Genomic DNA, 3395 nt, shown 5'->3' on the forward strand with positions numbered 1-3395 from the left:
TTTTTTTGTTTTAATAATTATACAGGATATTCTCTTTTTTTTGTACCCTTGGTCTCACATCAATTGTATCATAACAAAAAATCACTCAAAAGTTTTTACATATTATTGAAATTATAAATATAATATGATAAAATAATTTTGGTTTTATATTTCATAAAAATAAACGTTTTTAAAACAAAATATTTATTCAAGATAATAGAATTAAACTCTTTATTCAAAAAAGGAGGAGAAATGAATACATTTTTTAGCATATATAGTATTTTTTTAGGCAATTTTCCAGGTGAATTTAAATTGTTAGGAGATGTTATACCAATATGGTTTTTTTGGATAATACCATTATTTTGGCCTATTATAATACTAGTAAGCACTGTATTTTATTCAATAGTAATGTATATATTTATGTTATGTTTAAAAATAGATAATCCATTAAAAAAACTTAGAAAAATAGTTATAAGAATAACAGTTTTTGGGTTTTTATGCGATTTAATCTTTGTTGGATTTCTATTTGCATTGGAATTAGTAGTAGAAAATGTTATTTCAAAAGCTGATTTTTTTTATTGGTACAAAAATTTTTTCTTAGGAGCATTTAATAGTAATCCATGTAAACTTATATTTTCGGTATTAACAATGTGTATTCCTATGGTATTATTAAGAATTTTAAATTATAAATTAAATAAAAGATATACTTTTTCAAAACTTGATATGGATGAAGAAAATAAGAAAAATTTAGCATTAGATTTAGCGATATTTACAGCACCATATATATTTTTCTTTCCAATTTTTCTTTAAATAAAATTTGGTTTAAAGAAAAATATAATTGATAAGACACAGGAACTATGAGTTATACAATAAGATATTTTGATAGAAATGATAAATTATTGGATGAAAGAACTTTTGAAATATCTGTTACAAAGGATATGGTAATTAGAACTGGAATAAATAAAGATAAAGATACAGTTTTACAAATAGATAAAAACAAAGATGGAAAAGTTGATGAAAAAATTTCCGCATCAAAAAATGAAAATATTAAAAAATAAAATAGAAGTGGGAGAATTAAATTCTCTCACTTCATAAAAAGGAGATAAAAATGAATACACTTTTTAGTATATATAGTATTTTTTCAACTACTTATTTACCAGGTGATTTTAAATTGTTAGGAGATATTATACCAATATGGTTTTTTTGGGTATTGCCTCCTTGTTGGATTGCTATTATACCAATAACTGCTATAGTCTGTTCAATAGTATTTTATATATCTACACTATATTTGAAAATATATAATCCTTTTAGAGTGTTAAAAAAAATAATAGTAAAAACAACTTTTTTTTGTTTTTTATGTGATATTATGGTTGCAGGATTTTTATTTTTAGGAATTTTAGGAATGGATGAAATTATTAATCCAAAATCAGATTTTTACCACTGGTATAAATCTTTTAAGGACTCTCTTGATCAAAAACCACTTGATAATATATTCGTAATATTAGTATTATGTGTTGCAATTCTTTTGTCAAGGATTATAAATTACAAATTAAATAAAAGATATACTTTTTCAAAACTTGATATAGAGGAAGAAAATAAGAAAAAATTAGCATTAGCCATAGCAATATTTACAGCACCATATATATTTTTCTTTTCGATAAATGTTTAAATAATATGTGTTTAGAGATAAATATAATCGAAAAGACACAGGAACTATGAGTTATACAATAAGATATTTTGATAGAAATGATAAATTATTAGATGAAAGAACTTTTGAAATATCTGTTACAAAAGATATTGTAATAAGAACAGGAATAAATAAAGATGGAGAAGTTGATGAAAAAATTTCCACATCAAAAAATGAAAATATTAAAAAATAGAAAAAATGAAGTGAGAGAAGTAAATTCTCTCACTTCACAAAAAAGGAGATAAAAATGAGTATTCTATTTAGTATATATAGTGTTTTTTCAACTACTTATTTACCAGGTGAATTTAGATTGTTTTATGATGTCTTACCATTTTGGTTTTTTTGGGAATTTCCTATATTTTGGCCTATTGTTATACCTATAGTAACTATATTTTATTTTATAGCAACGTATCTATTTATGGGATATTTGAAAATAGATAATCCTATAAATAAACTTAGGAAAATAATAATAAGAGTAACTTTTTTTGGTTTTTTATGTGATTTAATTGTTGTTGTTCTATTATTAATAATAGCAATTGGAGGAGAACAAATTATTAATCCAACATCGAACTTTTACAATTGGTATGTACATGATTTTTCAAAATCTATGGGAACATATGTATTTAACAATATATTTGCCGTTTTAACATTGAGTTTTTCGGTGTTATTATCAAGGATTATAAATTATAAATTAAATAAAAGATATACATTTTCAAAACTTGATATAGGAAAAGAAAAGAAGAAAAACTTGGCGTTGGCCATAGCAATATTTACAGCACCATATATATTTTTCTTTTCTTTTAGAAATACTTTTTTCTAGAGGAGTAAAATAAGAAAAACTTAGCATTAGTAATAGCAATATTTACAGCACCATATACGTTCTTCTTTACAATAACTATTTAAATAATGCAATTGGGAATTATGAGTTACAAAATAAGATATTTTGATAGAAATGATAAATTATTGGATGAAAGAACCTTTGAAATATCTGTTACAAAGGATATGGTAATTAAAACTGGAATAAATAAAGATAAAGATACAGTTTTACAAATAGATAAAAACAAAGATGGAAAAGTGGATGAAAAGATTTCTGCATCAAAAAATGAAAATATTAAAAAATAAAAAAAGAAGTGGGAGAATTTACTTCTCTCACTTCACAAAAAAGGAGATAAAAAATGAATACTTTTTATGGTGGTTTATCAGGAATATATTTATTAAATAGTAATATATCTATTGATTTAGTCTTAGCAGTATGGGTTATGTGGATAATTCCTATACTTTGGCCTTTAATATGCATTTTATACTCACTTTTCTATTCTGTAGTATTGTATTTATCTATGATATATTTAAAAATAGAAAATCGAAAAAAAGTATTTTTAAAATCAATAAAGAAAATGATACTTTTTGGGTTTTTATGTGATACAATGATTGCTGGAGTTCTATTTTTATTGGAATTAGGAAAGGATTTTATTAACCCAAATTCAGATTTTTACCATTGGTATAAATCTCTTACGACTTCTCTTAATGGAAAGCCACTTGCTAATATATTTGCAATATTAACATTGAGTTTTTTAATTTTATTGTCAAGGATTCTAAATTACAAATTAAATAAAAGATATACTTTTTCAAAACTTGACATAGAGGAAGAAAATAAGAAAAAATTAGCATTAGCCATAGCAATATTTACAGCACCATATATGTTCTTCTTTACAATAACTATTTAAATAAT

The 3395-nt window shown here is 23.0% G+C and carries 7 protein-coding genes; all 7 read left to right on the forward strand.

What is annotated here, in order from left to right:
* Positions 1-231: 231 nt before the first annotated feature.
* The 7 genes from VJI93_RS08100 (at position 232) to VJI93_RS08130 (ending at position 3390) form a co-directional block, all read left to right on the forward strand.
* Positions 232-789, forward strand: coding sequence for a hypothetical protein (locus VJI93_RS08100; protein WP_324000413.1), 558 nt, complete (start codon positions 232-234; stop codon positions 787-789).
* A 47-nt stretch (positions 790-836) separates the two neighbouring features.
* Positions 837-1037, forward strand: coding sequence for a hypothetical protein (locus tag VJI93_RS08105; protein ID WP_324000412.1), 201 nt, complete (start codon positions 837-839; stop codon positions 1035-1037).
* Between the two features lie 50 nt (positions 1038-1087).
* Positions 1088-1648, forward strand: a complete 561-nt coding sequence (locus tag VJI93_RS08110; RefSeq protein ID WP_324000411.1) for a hypothetical protein — start codon at positions 1088-1090, stop codon at positions 1646-1648.
* 46 nt (positions 1649-1694) lie between these two features.
* A complete protein-coding gene (locus VJI93_RS08115) occupies positions 1695-1859 on the forward strand; it encodes a hypothetical protein (protein WP_324000410.1) in 165 nt (54 codons plus the stop codon).
* Between the two features lie 54 nt (positions 1860-1913).
* Positions 1914-2486: a hypothetical protein gene (locus tag VJI93_RS08120; protein WP_324000409.1), complete on the forward strand. Its 573-nt coding sequence runs from the start codon at positions 1914-1916 to the stop codon at positions 2484-2486.
* A 101-nt stretch (positions 2487-2587) separates the two neighbouring features.
* Complete coding sequence (locus VJI93_RS08125) at positions 2588-2788, forward strand: hypothetical protein (RefSeq protein ID WP_324000408.1); 201 nt, start codon at positions 2588-2590, stop codon at positions 2786-2788.
* A gap of 53 nt (positions 2789-2841) precedes the next feature.
* Positions 2842-3390, forward strand: a complete 549-nt coding sequence (locus tag VJI93_RS08130) for a hypothetical protein (RefSeq protein WP_324000407.1) — start codon at positions 2842-2844, stop codon at positions 3388-3390.
* Positions 3391-3395: the final 5 nt, after the last annotated feature.

Source organism: Parvimonas sp. M20 (assembly GCF_035282425.1).
Lineage (GTDB): Bacteria > Bacillota > Clostridia > Tissierellales > Peptoniphilaceae > Parvimonas.